11 protein-coding genes are annotated in these 13646 nt (G+C 61.8%); 8 read left to right on the top strand and 3 right to left on the bottom strand.

Going from position 1 to position 13646, the window contains the following annotated elements; translation table 11 throughout:
- The first annotated feature begins 279 nt into the window (after positions 1 to 279).
- Positions 280 to 1737 (top strand): glutamate--tRNA ligase, encoded by a 1458-nt coding sequence (gene gltX / locus SJY08_RS02135; RefSeq protein WP_377274568.1) that lies wholly within the window; start codon positions 280 to 282, stop codon positions 1735 to 1737.
- Between the two features lie 186 nt (positions 1738 to 1923).
- A complete protein-coding gene (lysS, locus tag SJY08_RS02130) occupies positions 1924 to 3420 on the top strand; it encodes a lysine--tRNA ligase (RefSeq protein ID WP_377274567.1) in 1497 nt (498 codons plus the stop codon).
- A gap of 103 nt (positions 3421 to 3523) precedes the next feature.
- Here the strand turns inward: lysS and SJY08_RS02125 are convergent, their stop codons facing one another.
- The gene (locus SJY08_RS02125; RefSeq protein ID WP_054148655.1) at positions 3524 to 3931 is read right to left on the bottom strand and encodes a tautomerase family protein; all 408 of its coding nucleotides are present in this window, start codon (positions 3929 to 3931) and stop codon (positions 3524 to 3526) included.
- Between the two features lie 100 nt (positions 3932 to 4031).
- Here SJY08_RS02125 and SJY08_RS02120 point away from each other — a divergent pair, with 100 nt between their 5' ends.
- Positions 4032 to 4922, top strand: a complete 891-nt coding sequence (locus tag SJY08_RS02120) for a LysR substrate-binding domain-containing protein (RefSeq protein ID WP_377274566.1) — start codon at positions 4032 to 4034, stop codon at positions 4920 to 4922.
- Between the two features lie 120 nt (positions 4923 to 5042).
- On the opposite strand, the gene SJY08_RS02115 is transcribed toward SJY08_RS02120, so the two are convergent.
- Together SJY08_RS02115 and SJY08_RS02110 are read right to left on the bottom strand one after the other, a co-directional pair.
- Positions 5043 to 6407 (bottom strand): M20 family metallopeptidase, encoded by a 1365-nt coding sequence (locus tag SJY08_RS02115; RefSeq protein WP_377274564.1) that lies wholly within the window; start codon positions 6405 to 6407, stop codon positions 5043 to 5045.
- Between the two features lie 110 nt (positions 6408 to 6517).
- On the bottom strand, positions 6518 to 8023 hold the full coding sequence (locus tag SJY08_RS02110; RefSeq protein WP_377274562.1) for a hypothetical protein: 1506 nt from the start codon (positions 8021 to 8023) through the stop codon (positions 6518 to 6520).
- Between the two features lie 246 nt (positions 8024 to 8269).
- Here SJY08_RS02110 and SJY08_RS02105 point away from each other — a divergent pair, with 246 nt between their 5' ends.
- The 5 genes from SJY08_RS02105 to arsA all read left to right on the top strand — a co-directional run bounded on the left by SJY08_RS02105 (position 8270) and on the right by arsA (position 13635).
- Positions 8270 to 9157, top strand: a complete 888-nt coding sequence (locus SJY08_RS02105; RefSeq protein ID WP_377274560.1) for a metal ABC transporter substrate-binding protein — start codon at positions 8270 to 8272, stop codon at positions 9155 to 9157.
- Complete coding sequence (locus SJY08_RS02100; RefSeq protein ID WP_377274558.1) at positions 9154 to 10041, top strand: manganese/iron ABC transporter ATP-binding protein; 888 nt, start codon at positions 9154 to 9156, stop codon at positions 10039 to 10041. Before SJY08_RS02105 ends, SJY08_RS02100 begins: the two co-directional genes overlap by 4 nt.
- On the top strand, positions 10022 to 10930 hold the full coding sequence (locus tag SJY08_RS02095) for a metal ABC transporter permease (RefSeq protein WP_377274556.1): 909 nt from the start codon (positions 10022 to 10024) through the stop codon (positions 10928 to 10930). The genes SJY08_RS02100 and SJY08_RS02095 overlap by 20 nt, the downstream gene beginning before the upstream one ends.
- The gene (locus tag SJY08_RS02090) at positions 10927 to 11784 is read left to right on the top strand and encodes a metal ABC transporter permease (RefSeq protein WP_377274554.1); all 858 of its coding nucleotides are present in this window, start codon (positions 10927 to 10929) and stop codon (positions 11782 to 11784) included. Before SJY08_RS02095 ends, SJY08_RS02090 begins: the two co-directional genes overlap by 4 nt.
- Before the next feature lie 90 nt (positions 11785 to 11874).
- The gene (gene arsA / locus SJY08_RS02085) at positions 11875 to 13635 is read left to right on the top strand and encodes an arsenical pump-driving ATPase (protein ID WP_377278445.1); all 1761 of its coding nucleotides are present in this window, start codon (positions 11875 to 11877) and stop codon (positions 13633 to 13635) included.
- Positions 13636 to 13646 lie beyond the last annotated feature (11 nt).

Raw genomic sequence — 13646 nt, 5'->3', positions numbered from 1 at the left:
CCGGTTGGCACGGCCTGCGCTCTGTCATAAGAACGCGGCTTACGCTGTCCGGTTCCGGGCTTGCAGAAAAATTTCGAAATTTCGGCAATGGCCTCTGACGCGCCTGTTTCCGTGGTTTTTCTTGACGCACGGCCATGAATATGGCCTTAAGGCCTCGCGGTGGAACAGGCGGTCCTCTGGGCCCCACCCTGTCCATCGCAGGCCATCATCGGCAGTCTCACAATTTTCGATCCAGCGCCAAGGCGCCAGGTCCCCCGCACGCACCACGAGCTGAATTTCATGACCACATCAGGCGTCCGCGTCCGCATCGCACCCTCCCCCACCGGCGAACCCCATGTCGGCACCGCGTATATCGCGCTGTTCAACTATCTCTTCGCCAAGAAATTCGGCGGTGAGTTCATCCTGCGCATCGAGGACACCGATGCGACGCGTTCGACAGCCGAATTCGAACAGAAGGTTCTGGACGCCCTGAAATGGACAGGCCTCACCTGGTCGGAAGGTCCTGACGTTGGCGGCCCCTACGGCCCCTATCGCCAGTCCGAGCGCAAGGATCTCTATCGCCCTTACGTCGACAAGATGCTCGACAATGGCGGCGCCTTCCATTGCTTCTGCACACCGGAACGGCTGGAAAGCATGCGCGAAGCCCAACGCGCCGCCGGAAAGCCGCCAGGCTATGACGGCCACTGCCTGCATCTGAAGGCCGAGGAAGTCACCACCCGCGTTGCTGCCGGCGAGCCCCATGTCGTGCGCCTGAAGGTGCCGAGCGAAGGCTCCTGCGATTTCCACGACGGCGTCTACGGCGACGTGTCGATCCCGTGGGAAAGCGTCGACATGCAGGTGCTTCTGAAGGCCGACGGCATGCCGACCTATCACATGGCAAACGTCGTCGACGACCACATGATGAAGATCACCCACGTTGCCCGCGGCGAAGAGTGGCTGGCATCGGTGCCCAAGCACATCCTCATCTACAAGCATCTCGGCCTTGAGCCGCCGGTCTTCATGCACCTGTCGCTGATGCGCAATCACGACAAGTCGAAGCTGTCGAAGCGCAAGAACCCGACCTCGATTTCCTATTACTCGGCCCTCGGCTATCTGCCGGAAGCGCTGATGAATTTCCTCGGCCTGTTCTTCATCCAGATCGCCGAAGGCGAGGAACTGCTGTCGATGGAAGAGCTGATCGAAAAGTTCGATCCCGACAACCTCTCCAAGGCCGGCGCGATCTTCGACATCCAGAAGCTCGACTGGCTGAACGGCCGCTGGCTGCGCGAGAAGCTGACACCGGAAGACTTTGTTGCCCGCGTGCTCGACTGGTCGATGGAGAATGACCGTCTGGTTGAAGGCCTCAAGCTCGCCCAGAGCCGCGTCACCAAGCTCGGCGAAGTCCCGCCGCTGGCCGGCTTCCTGCTCGCCAACGACGTCGGCCTTTCGCCCGCCTCCTTCGGCGGCTTGAAGACCAGCCCGGCCGAAACGCTCGAAATCGTCACCACCGTTCAGGCGGATCTCGAAAAGATCCTCGAATGGAACGTCGCGACCATCGAGGAAGAGCTGCGCGCGATCTCCGAACGGATGGGCAAGAAGCTCCGCGTCGTCACCCCGCCCCTCTTTGTCGCCGTCTCCGGCAGCCAGCGTTCGCTGCCGCTGTTTGACAGTATGGCGCTGCTCGGCCGCTCGGTCGTGCGCCAGCGGTTGAAGGTCGCGATCCAGGTGCTCACCGCGATGGCGGGTGCCACCAACTAAAATGCCGCGCCTCCGTTGCCGGGGGCGCATTCATTACCACCCTCTGCCCTGCCGGGCATCTCCCCCACAAGAGGGAGAGCGGGCAAGCCCGAACCGGCGGAGACCAGTCTCCCCCTTGTGGGGGAGATGTCACCTAGTGACAGAGGGGGGTGAAACACACTCCAGGCCGATCCGAGGCGATACCCGATGACCGAACAGACCACCGAAACCGCCCTCTCCTCCGACCCGACGGAAGTCCGCCGCCAGAAACTCGCGCTGCTGCGCGAACAGGTCGGCGACGTCTATCCGGCGCATTTCCACCGCACGATGACCAATGCGGAATTCGCCGAGAAATATGCGGGCCTGGAGCTGGACGAAACCTCTGAGGACATTATCACGGTCGCCGGTCGCGTCTATTCCTCGCGCAATTCCGGCATGTTCATGGACATCCATGACGCCTCGGGCAAGATCCAGATCTTCTCCCACAAGGACACGACGCCGGAAGAAGCCCGCGCGCTGCTGCCGATGATCGACCTCGGCGACATCATCGGCGTCAAGGGCCAGGTCCGTCGCACCAAGCGCGGCGAACTGACGATCAACGCCCATGAAATTACCATGCTGACCAAGACGCTCCTCCCCATGCCGGAGAAGTATCACGGTCTTGCCGACATCGAGCTGCGCTACCGCAAGCGCCATCTCGACATCCTCACCAATGAGGAATCCAAGCTGCGCTTCCAGCAGCGCTCGAAGATCGTCTCCGGCATCCGCCGCTTCCTCGAGGGCGAAGGCTTCCTCGAAGTCGAGACGCCGATGCTGCAGACCGTCTATGGCGGCGCAACGGCCGAACCCTTCAAGACCCATCACAACACGCTGAAGATGGACATGTATCTGCGCATTGCGCCGGAACTGTTCCTGAAGCGCACGCTGGTCTCGGGGCTTGCCGACAAGGTGTTCGAGGTCAACCGCAACTTCCGCAACGAAGGTGTATCGACCCGCCACAATCCCGAATTCACCATGATGGAATGCTACTGGGCCTATGCCGATTACGAGGACATGATGGGCCTCGTCGAGCGCATGTTCGAGACGCTTGCGATCGGCATCCACGGCACAACCGACCTCACCTTCGGTGACAAGCAGCTTTCCTTCAAGGGTCCATTCAAGCGCGTGCCGATGCCTGATGCCGTCAAGGAAGCGACCGGCATCGACTTCCTCGCGATGAAGACCGACGAGGAAGCCCGCACCGCCGCCAAGGCTGCCGGTTTTGCCGTTGAGAAGGACTGGACCTGGGGCGAATGCCTCGCCTTCATCTTCGAAGAGAAGGTCGAGGGCACGCTGATCCAGCCGAGCCACGTCACGCATTTCCCGAAGGACATCTCGCCCTTTGCCAAGGAAGTGCCGGGCGAACCGCGCCTCGTCGAGCGTTTTGAAACCTATTGCAACGCCTGGGAAGTCGGCAACGCCTTCTCCGAGTTGAACGATCCGGAAGAGCAGCGCAAGCGCATGGTCGAGCAGCTCGAACAGGCCCATTCGCGCGGCGAAAAGGACAAGCAGCTCGACGACGAGTTCCTGGATGCGATCGACCAGGGCATGCCGCCCGCCGGCGGCCTCGGCATCGGCGTCGACCGCCTGATCATGCTTCTGACCAACGCCCCGTCGATCCGTGACGTCATCCTCTTCCCGGCCCGCCGCAACAAGGCTGACTGATCAGGGCAAGACGGGATTCCATGATCTTTCCTAAGACAGAGAACGCTCGCAGCCGGAAGACTGCGAGCGCGCATGGGCGAGCCTAAACACCTTTAGTCTCGTGTCAGATATCGGTGCCGCGTTGCTGGGCGATTTCCATGGCAAACACACCATTGCCGACGCTCCAGTCCGAATAGTCATTTTCGTGCATGAAGATGAAGATGTCTTTCGGAGAAATCTCGGCCCGCGTTTCCAAATTCTGTGCGATGGCCGCATAGAGCGCGCGCTTCATGGCGTCGCTTCTGCCGCGCCGCATGGTGATTTCGACCACGATGACAGCATCCGAACGAGCAATACCGTTAAAGCCGCGATCACAGAAAAACTCGCCGTCGCGATACTCGCTGACGAGATTGAACAGTTCGTCCTGGGGCATGCCTATAGCCCCGACCAGCGCATCGTGAATGCCCTCGACAATGTGCCTTCTGCGCAGGACATCGGTTCCAAGGGGCAAGGCGGTTCTGATGAAGGGCATAATGCAACCTCTCTGATTTATTGAAGATTACTGCGAATTATCACGCTGACCATGCCGCACATATTGACATTTAGATCCGTTGTTTGTGACTTTCGCTCACATGAAGAACCGAAAGAACCTGCCAGTGGCAGCACTCCGTGCCTTTGAGGCAGCTTCGCGCCATGGTACCCTTACGGAAGCTGCCGAGGAGCTATCCGTGACCCATAGCGCAATAAGTCGGCATGTCAGCCATCTGGAAGCGGCAATCGGAACACAACTGTTTGAAGGCCCCCGGAATCGTCCTCGGCTGACGCCCGAAGGCCGGGTTTTCGGTTTTGCGCTAACGGCGGCCTTCGACCAGATTGAAGATGCATTGCGCCTCATCTCCAGGGGCGAAGACAGCATACTGGACGTCGCCTGTCTGAGCACCTTCGCCATCCGCTGGTTGGTGCCACGCCTGCATGACTTCACCGCCAGTCATCCCGGCTACGATGTGCGGCTGGCGACCGATGACCGAGCACCGCGCAATCCGGTAGATGTTGAGATCCTGATCATGGCACCGGGCTCGGTGGTCCAATCTGACTATGCGCTGCTATTCCAGGAACAACTGGGTCTGATCTTCGCGCCGTCGATTGCGACCGGGCCCATACCTGACGCCATCGCCTGGGTGAGCGAGTTGCCTCGATTGGAAACGCGGACACGCATAAATGTCTGGCAGGAATGGGCACGTTTGATCGATGAAAAGTGTGCAGACAGCGCAAGGGCGTCAAGAACTTTCGACCACTATCATCTGACCATCGAGGCTGCCCTGAATGGTCTTGGTGCGGCCATCGCTCCCTGGCATCTTGTCGCCACGGACGTAATCGCGGGCCGACTGTTGGCACCATTTGGCTTCCACCAAAGCGAATATAGCTATTTCATCAAAGTTACACGCAGGGGTCGGCGCAAGACCCAACACTTCGTTGAATGGCTGACCGGAGCCATTGCCGAGTTTCCGCCACCGATGCGCTGAAGGACACGGCATATCGGGTGACGCATCTGCCAGACATCGCGTTTGTGCGCAGCCTGGCCTAATCGACCCGGCACATGCACTTATCTTCACCTCCGTGCCATAGCCAAAATCTCACACGGCTCACGGCGCGCCCTTTTCGGCGATGTCGAGAAAAAGCCCCGTCATGATCCGCATGCCCTCTTCGGCAATCGACAAGAGCGCATGCTCGTTCGGTCCATGCTGGCCGCAGTCGGCATGCGCATGCGGGATCCAGATCGTCGGCACACCCAGAACGTCGGTGAAGACATCGTTCGGCAGAGAACCTGCAAGATTGGGCAGGAGATGCGGCGCCTTGCCGGTCGTTGCCGTGATCGACTGTTCGACGAAGCGAACCCAGGGGTGATCCGGCGGGAAGCGCGTCGCCTTGAAGGCTGGCCCCTTGGGGCGGACCTCCACCATCGGAAAGCCTGCGGCATCGAGATGACGCCTGAGCGCCGGCAGGATCTCGTCCATGTCGGTGCCGACGACAAACCGCAGCTGGCAGGTCGCCCGCGCCGATCCGGAAATGGCATTCTGCGGGGCCGCGATGTTCCCTGCCGAAATCGCGAGAACTGCCAGCGAGTTCCAGCCGAAGACCCGTTCGGAGGGCGTCAAATCCGCCTCCCCCCAATCGGCATCATGCCGACGCGGCGGCAAATCCTTCAAGGCTGCGCGAATATCCGGCGTCAGGCTCGTCGGCCGCCATTCCGGCACGAGGAGCTGGCCCCGCCGGTCGACGATTGCCGCAATCGCATGCGTGAGCAGAATGACGGGATCTGCCAGCAGGCCACCAAAATTGCCGGAATGATGATCCACCGGCCTCAAATCCACGACGAGATCGAAGCTTAAGCCGCCGCGCGACCCCATGAACATCGTCGGTGTCTCGACCTGCAGCCTTGGCCCATCGGAGGCAATCAGCACATCGGCCTGAAGCAAAGCCCGCTCCTGCTCGAAGAACTCCCGCAACCCGTAGGACCCTGTTTCTTCGGCCATTTCCAGCACGAGCTTGACGTTGAAGCCGAGGCGCCCCTGCGCCTTGATCACCGTCTCCAGGGCCTTGATGTTGATCAGGTGCTGGATCTTGTTGTCGGCGGTGCCCCGGCCGTAAAGCCGGTCGCCTTCCTGTGTCAGCTGGAAGGGGTGCAAGCCCTCGCGCCAGCGGGACGCCTCGCCGTTGCAGACATCCCCATGACCGTAGATCAGGATGGTCGGCAGGCCCACCTCCTCGATCCGCGACCCGACGAGAAAGGGCGCACCACCGGCCAGGGGATTGTCGAAAATCCGGCAGTCGCATCCGATGCCTTCGAGCATCGGCCTGACATCCTCCGTAAGATAGGTGATGAGATCCTCCGGCAGCCCCTCCGATTGGCTGACCGAAGGGCGCGCGACAAGCGTTGCGAGATCAGCGGCGAGACCGCCACCCGAAGCATAATCGGATGCATGCTGAATAAGGGTCGTGCGTTCCATCGATTCCCGGTCGTGTTGCGTGGGACCTTCCGACGCGAGACTACAGGATTCGAGGTCTATGACGACCCGTCAGCGCAGAAATTCAGGATCGCAAGGCCGACCAGCAAACCTCAGTGATCGGCTTTCGCATGCTCGTCACCTTCGGCCTTGGCCTTGGGCGGCAGGATTGCTTCGTCTTCCGCGGGTGGATGCGCATCAGTCGCAGCACCATGCTCTTCCGGCTTCGTTGCCGGCGCGGCAGCAGCCGCACCCTCTGGTGCAATCGGCTGCGCCCGCATCTTCTCGAGCCAGGCAGCCCCGTGGTCGTCACTGTTGGCACCATCCGAAGCCTCGGCGGGCTTGGCTTCAGCGGCGACATCTGCGACGGGCGCCTCCTCCTCGGAACCGCCAAGCCCAACCATGCTCTTCAGCGATGAGAACCAGCCGTCGCCTTCGGCGGGCGCCTCTTCGGCAACAGACGTGTCACCGGCAGCAGTGTCATGGCCTGCGGCTTGTTCGATTGCACCGTCGTGGCTGCTTTCATCTGCGCTGTGGGCCGCAGCCTCATCGACAACAGCGGGATTCTCTTCTGTATGCGCGATCTGTTCAGCCGGATGCGCTGCCTCGGCTGCCGGTTCTTTAGCATGCGCAGCAGGATCCTTTGCAGCATGATCGGTTGCCGCGTCTCCATGCGTCTCGGCAGAGCCTGCGTCTCCATGCGCGACAGCAGCCGGCTCCGCATGATCCTCGGCAACCGCCTCGTGTCCTTCGGCCACGGCACCATGACCGTCGGCGGGCGCGGCATGGCCATCCGCCGGTGCGGCATGCCCTTCGGCTGGCGCTTCATCGCCGCCGAGACCGACCATGCCCATCAGCGAGGCCATCCAGCCCTTGCTCTCTTCGGCGCCATGTTCGGCAACCGGCGTTTCCTCGCCATGCTCACCATCAGGCGCATCGCCATGCCCTTCGGCCTCACCCTTGGCATCCGTCTCGCCATGCCCTTCGGCCGACTTTTCGCCATGGGCATCCTCGGCGCCATGCGCCGGCGCCTTACCGTGACCATCGGCGGCCTTCTCGCCATGGCCCTCGGCCTCCGTCACCAGACCTTCCGGCTTGACGCAATCCGTCTGGTCGTTGAGCTTGGCAACGAGCGCCTGAATATCCGCTTCGAGCATGTCGACACGCTCGCCGAAGAACTCGCCATTCGGCGCGGCAAGACCGTCCGCATAACGCGCCGTCAGAACACGCGCTGACAATTCCTCAGGCACGTGGCTCGGATCCGGCACGTAGATAATGTCAGCCCCGACCGCACGACCGCGCATGCCCGAGCGATCCTTCGGCCCGCTGGCGTCGAGCACGACCACCTGAACCAGGTCGGCCTTCTTCGTTTCCTGCAGGGTCTTCGCCACGCGAAGCGCGGTCTTGACGCGGGCAAGCCCGTCACCGGGTTCATCTGTGGTGATGAATTTGCGCACCCAGAAGCGATCCTTTTTATGGATCTCGACGGTCTTCACCTCGGTGCATTCGAGGCCGTTCAACTCCGCATAGGAGGGCCCGAGCAGCTTGTCGGCACCGATATAGACGGCAGCGGCACCCGTGCCGCCGAGGGTGACGAGAACCCCGCCCAAAATCAGCATGAGCTTTCGTGAAAGGTGGATCTTGGGCACCTTCACGCTTGGAACTCCGCCATGACACCGTCCCGACTGTTTACGCAATACTGAATGTGAGCATACGCCCCTCTCCTTGCGGAACCTTTAACCCCGGCTTTCCAGTTCCGGCACAGATCACGGAAAGCTTTTTGCAAATGATTTGCAAAAGCGTTGACATCAGCGCGAAGCGCGATAGGTTTTAATGAGAATGACTTGCAAGAACAGGAATGGACCATGGTCTCAAAGCTTGCCTGCCGTCTTTTTGCCCTCGCGCTGATGCTGCCGGGGGTGGCCCTTGCCAACGACAATCCCAAGGTCGTCACGACCTTCACCGTCATTGCCGATATCGCCCAGAACGTTGCCGGCGACGCGGCAACGGTGGAAAGCATCACCAAGCCCGGCGCAGAAATTCACGGCTATCAGCCGACACCGCGCGATATCCTGAAGGCCCGCGACGCCGATCTCGTGCTGCGCAACGGCCTGAACCTCGAAGCCTGGTTCGAGAAATTCCTCGCCAATCTCGGGGATGTGCCAACGGTCACCGTCAGCGACGGCATCGAGCCGATCGGCATTGCCGGCGGCGCCTATGACGGCAAACCCAACCCGCATGCCTGGATGTCGCCGGAAAATGCGCTGATCTATGTCGAGAACATCCGCAAGGCCCTGACAGAGATCGACCCGGCCAATGCTGCGATCTACGAGGCCAATGCCCGGACCTATTCGGACAAGATCCGCGCCGAAATCGAGCCGATGAAGGCGGAAATTGCCAAGATACCGGAAAACGAGCGCTTCCTTGTCACCAGCGAAGGCGCCTTCTCCTACCTCGCCCGCGACCTCGGCATGAAAGAACTCTATCTCTGGCCGATCAATGCAGACAGCCAGGGCACACCCCAACAGGTCAAGGCCGTCGTTGACCAGGTGATCGAAAACAAGATCCCCGTCGTATTCTCCGAGAGCACCGTCTCCGACAAGCCGGCCGGCCAAGTCGCAGCCGAAACCGGGGCACGTTATGGCGGTATCCTTTATGTGGATTCCCTGAGTGAGCCCGACGGCCCGGTCCCGACCTATCTGGATCTCCTGAAGGTGACGGTTTCGACCATCGTGAAGGGATTTGCCGGATGATCATGGGATCGGGCGCAAGACGCAGCCGCGAAGGCATCGCCGCAGATGATGTGACGGTGACCTATCGCAACGGCCACACAGCCTTGCGTCATGCGAGCTTCGCCATCCCGCCCGGAACCATCACTGCCCTTGTCGGCGTCAACGGCGCCGGCAAGTCCACCCTGTTCAAGGCGATCATGGGCTTTGTGCCGGTTGCCTCAGGCGAAATCCGCGTGCTCGGCATGAGCGTCAAACAGGCGCTCAAACAAAATCTCGTCGCCTACGTCCCCCAGGCGGAAGAAGTCGACTGGAACTTCCCCGTCCTCGTCGAAGACGTCGTGATGATGGGCCGCTACGGCCACATGAACTTCCTGCGCATCCCCTCGAAACGCGATCACCAACTGGTCGACGAGGCGCTCGCCCGCGTCGGCATGGGCGATTACCGCAAGCGCCAGATCGGCGAGCTCTCCGGCGGCCAGCGCAAACGCGTCTTCCTTGCCCGTGCGCTCGCCCAGGAAGGCCAGGTGATCCTGCTCGACGAACCCTTCACCGGCGTCGACGTCACCACCGAAGAACAGATCATCGGCCTGATGAAGGACCTGCGCGACGAAGGCCGGGTGATGCTGGTGTCGACCCACAATCTCGGCAGCGTGCCCGACTTTTGCGACCGCACGATTTTCGTCAAGGGCACCGTCATCGCGTCGGGCAAGACCGAAGACACTTTCACTGAAGAGAACCTCAAGACCGCCTTTGGCGGCGCGCTGCGCCACTTCGTATTGGCCGGCCGCGATCTGCATGACGATGATGACGGCCGCGAGGTCACCGTCATCACCGACGACGAACGTCCTTTCGTTATTTATGGCACGCCGAAACCGGGAGCCGCCGATGCTCGCGACCCTGGTTGAGCCCTTCACCTACGACTACATGCGCAACGCCATTCTGGTGTCTGCGCTTGTGGGCGGCGTCTGCGGATTTCTGTCCGCCTATCTGATGCTCAAAGGCTGGTCGCTGATCGGCGACGCGCTCTCCCATGCCATCGTGCCGGGCGTTGCCGGCGCCTATATGCTGGGTCTGCCTTTTGCGTTCGGAGCTTTCATGTCGGGCGGACTGGCGGCGATGGCCATCCTCTTCCTCAACCAGCGCACCAAGCTGAAGGAAGACGCGATCATCGGCCTGATCTTCACATCCTTCTTCGGCCTTGGCCTGTTCATGGTCTCGATCTCACCCGTCTCGATCGACATCAAGACCATCGTGCTCGGCAATATCCTCGCGATCACACCGGCCGACACGCTGCAGCTCGTGCTGATCGGCGGCATCAGCCTCATCGTGCTGACGCTGAAGTGGAAGGACCTGATGGTCACCTTCTTCGACGAGAACCACGCCCGCTCCATCGGCCTGAAGCCCGAACGCCTCAAGGTGATCTTCTTCACTTTGCTGGCCGCCTCCACCGTTGCCGCCATGCAAACCGTCGGCGCCTTCCTCGTCATCGCCATGGTCGTCACGCCAGGTGCGACCGCCTATCTGCTCACAGACCGCTTCCAGCGGCTGATACTCATGGCGCTCGGCATCGGTGCCGGCACGAGCTTTATTGGCGCCTATGCGAGCTATTTTCTCGATGGCGCGACCGGCGGCATCATCGTCGTCCTGCAGACCATCATCTTCCTGGCAGCCTTCCTCTTTGCCCCAAAGCACGGCTTGCTCGCTGCCCGCAGCCGCGCGCGCGAAGCGCTGGAGCCCATGCCTCCCGCATCGACGGCAGAGCCTCACCGCTTAGCCGAGGAGCGGACCGCATGAGCGAAACCCTCGAACTCGCCATCCTCCCTTTCCAGCTGCCCTTCATGCAGACGGCTTTCCTGGTCACGCTGATGATTGCCATTCCGATGGCGCTTCTCTCCTGCCTGCTGGTGCTCAAGGGCTGGTCACTGATGGGCGACGCCGTCTCCCATGCCGTGCTGCCGGGTGTTGTCATCGCCTATATCGCCGGTATTCCGCTGGCGATCGGCGCCTTTGTCGCCGGTCTCGTCTGCGCGCTTCTCACCGGCTTCATCAAGGAGAACAGCCGCATCAAGGAAGACACGGTCCTCGGCATCGTCTTTTCAGGCATGTTCGGCCTCGGCCTCGTCCTCTATGTCAAGGTCCAGAGCTCTGTGCACCTCGACCACATCCTCTTCGGCGACATGCTGGGCCTGCTGCCGTCGGATCTCATCGAGACCGGCCTGATCGCCCTCTTCGCCACGGCGTTCCTCATCGTCTTGCGCAAGGATCTGCTGGCTCATGCCTTCGATCCGCAGCACGCACGCGCCATCGGCCTCTCGGTCCGTCTCCTGCACTACGGCCAACTTGCGGTGCTCTCACTGGTGGTCGTCGGCGCCCTGAAAGCGGTTGGCATCATACTCTCGGTCGCCATGCTCGTTGCCCCCGGGGCCATAGCCTTCCTGCTCACCAAGCGCTACGCAACGATGCTGGTGACGGCCGTGATCGTCGCGATCTCTTCCTCGCTCGCAGGCATCTATCTGAGCTTCTTCATAGACAGCGCACCCGCCCCGACGATCGTCTTGATCATGAGCGGCATCTTCATCCTCGCCTTCTTCCGCACGCTCTGGCAGGCCCGCAGCGTCAACCGTATCGCACCAGCAGAAGACATCTGATCGCCCTCCCACTTGGCATGGATCAAGTCCGCAAGGGCAAGGGCGGGCTAGGGTCACACCATCAACGCGAGGATGGACGCCATGTCGACGATGAAACTGCTTCACAAACCCAGCCGCCACCTGTTCTTCACCGGCAAGGGCGGCGTCGGCAAGACCTCGCTCAGTTGCGCGACCGCCATTGCGCTCGCCGATCAGGGACTGAAGATCCTGCTTGTGAGCACCGACCCCGCCTCCAATCTCGACGAGATGCTGGGCGTGACCCTTGGCAGCGATCCGACACCGGTGCCGGGAGTGTCAGGCCTGTCCGCGATGAACATTGATCCTGAAGCCGCGGCCGAAGACTACCGTTTGCGCGTACTCAGCCAGATGGGACCTGAAGCCACCGACAAGGATCGCGCCACCGTGCGCGAACAGCTCTCCGGCGCCTGCACCACCGAGATTGCCGCCTTCGACGAATTCGTCGGCCTGCTCGCCGATAACAACCCGCGCTTCGACCACATTATCTTTGACACGGCCCCAACCGGCCACACGCTGCGGCTCCTCAGCCTGCCGAAGGCCTGGACCGGTTTCCTGGAGGCCAACGAACGCGGCGCCTCCTGCCTTGGGCTCCATTCAGGCTTAAAAATGCAGCAGGACCGCTTCCGCACGGCACTGGAATGCCTCGGCGATCCCGCCCGCACCACGATCGTGCTGGTGACACGCGCCGATCGCGGTGCCATCCGCGAAGCCGCCCGGACCGCCGGAGAACTCTCCGAACTCGGCCTCTCCAACCAGATGCTTGCTGTCAACGGCCGCTTCACACCATCAGATCCGAAAGACCCTGTGGCCACAGCCTTCGCGGCAGAACAGACAAAGGCACTGGCCGAAATGCCGCCCGCACTGGCATCGCTCCCCCGCGACGAAGTGGGGCTGAAATCCTTCGACATGGTGGGGCTCGACGCCCTGCGCGGATTGCTGTCCGAAACGGCTCTCACGCCTCCTGTCGATACCGCAGACGACACCTTCGAAAGTCCAGACCTCCCGCGTCTCTCGACGCTGGTCGACGAAATCGCGGCAAGCAGCAAGGGCCTCGTGATGGTCATGGGCAAGGGCGGTGTGGGCAAGACCACCGTTGCCGCAGCCGTCGCCGTCGGGCTCGCCGCCCGCGGCCATACGGTCCATCTCACCACGACAGACCCGGCAGCACACCTGTCCTTCGTCGTCGGTGCCGCCGCCATGCCAGGCCTGACGGTCGATCGCATCGACCCAGAGGCAGAGACGGCCCGTTACATCGACAAGATCATGTCGACCAAGGGCCGGGATCTCGATGACGCCGGCCAGGCCCTGCTGCGCGAGGATCTCGCCTCTCCCTGCACCGAGGAAGTCGCCGTCTTCCACGCCTTCTCCCGCGTCGTCGGCGAAGCGCGCTCTAACTTCGTGGTCATCGACACGGCCCCGACAGGCCACACGCTGCTGCTGCTCGATGCAACAGGCGCCTATCACCGCCAGATGACACGCCAAATGGACGACAATGCTCCCGGGCGCATGGTGACCCCGCTGATGCGCCTGCAGGACCCCGCCTTTACGCGCGTCCTGCTCGTCACGCTGCCGGAGACGACACCGGTCTCGGAAGCATCAGCCCTGCAGGACGACCTGCGTCGCGCAGGCATCGCGCCCTATGGCTGGGTGGTCAACAAGTCGATGGCAATCACAGGCACCCGCGACCCGCTCCTGCGCGCCCGCATCCGGGGCGAGAAGGCGCAGATCGAAAGGGTGAAGCACGATTGCGCAAGCCGTGTCTATGGCCTGGACTTCCGCCCGGTCGCACCGGTCGGGCTGGAAGAACTGATAGAGATCGCTGAGGAAGAATAAGACCTCCGCAG

The sequence above is a fragment of the Rhizobium sp. R86522 genome (assembly GCF_042466255.1).
Taxonomy (GTDB): Bacteria; Pseudomonadota; Alphaproteobacteria; order Rhizobiales; family Rhizobiaceae; genus Allorhizobium.
The sequence above is the reverse complement of the archived record's forward strand: the minus strand, read 5'-3'. Positions and strand labels throughout refer to the sequence as shown.

Coding starts and splice junctions, on each gene's coding strand:
- SJY08_RS02115 (WP_377274564.1), bottom strand. CDS start 6,407: ATGGAACGCACGACCCTTATTCAGCATGCATCCGATTATGCTTCGGGT.
- SJY08_RS02090 (WP_377274554.1), top strand. CDS start 10,927: ATGAGCGAAACCCTCGAACTCGCCATCCTCCCTTTCCAGCTGCCCTTC.
- SJY08_RS02125 (WP_054148655.1), bottom strand. CDS start 3,931: ATGCCCTTCATCAGAACCGCCTTGCCCCTTGGAACCGATGTCCTGCGC.
- SJY08_RS02110 (WP_377274562.1), bottom strand. CDS start 8,023: ATGCTGATTTTGGGCGGGGTTCTCGTCACCCTCGGCGGCACGGGTGCC.
- gltX (WP_377274568.1), top strand. CDS start 280: ATGACCACATCAGGCGTCCGCGTCCGCATCGCACCCTCCCCCACCGGC.
- SJY08_RS02120 (WP_377274566.1), top strand. CDS start 4,032: ATGAAGAACCGAAAGAACCTGCCAGTGGCAGCACTCCGTGCCTTTGAG.
- SJY08_RS02105 (WP_377274560.1), top strand. CDS start 8,270: ATGGTCTCAAAGCTTGCCTGCCGTCTTTTTGCCCTCGCGCTGATGCTG.
- arsA (WP_377278445.1), top strand. CDS start 11,875: ATGAAACTGCTTCACAAACCCAGCCGCCACCTGTTCTTCACCGGCAAG.
- lysS (WP_377274567.1), top strand. CDS start 1,924: ATGACCGAACAGACCACCGAAACCGCCCTCTCCTCCGACCCGACGGAA.
- SJY08_RS02100 (WP_377274558.1), top strand. CDS start 9,154: ATGATCATGGGATCGGGCGCAAGACGCAGCCGCGAAGGCATCGCCGCA.
- SJY08_RS02095 (WP_377274556.1), top strand. CDS start 10,022: ATGCTCGCGACCCTGGTTGAGCCCTTCACCTACGACTACATGCGCAAC.